At 43.1% G+C, this 232-nt stretch carries 1 protein-coding gene; it reads right to left on the bottom strand.

Annotation, left to right across the window (positions count from 1 at the left end; translation table 11 throughout):
- Positions 1-232: arsenic resistance protein (locus AAEZ09_RS29290; protein ID WP_502947627.1), on the bottom strand; the 232-nt coding region annotated here is incomplete at both ends.

Here is a 232-nt window from a genome sequence, read left to right as displayed (position 1 = left end):
CAATAATAAAAATACCGTAAGTTTGAATAATCAAAGGCACAGCTATCAAGCCAATGGTTTGCGGATCAGACACAATGACTTCAGCTTGAAAACCAAACAACAACACCACAGTGGCCAGTAAGCCGATAATCGACCATGGTTTTAAGGTGGCCAAAAATGAGTTAACTGCGGCTAATCCATGGCGGCGATTAAGCAAGTAACGTGTTGTCACTCCGGCCAATAGCGGTAACAA

Source organism: Pseudomonas sp. 65/3-MNA-CIBAN-0223 (assembly GCF_040310425.1).
Lineage (GTDB): Bacteria > Pseudomonadota > Gammaproteobacteria > Pseudomonadales > Pseudomonadaceae > Aquipseudomonas > Aquipseudomonas gregormendelii.
Note: the sequence above shows the minus strand (reverse complement) of the source record. Positions and strands in the feature narration are given on the sequence as shown.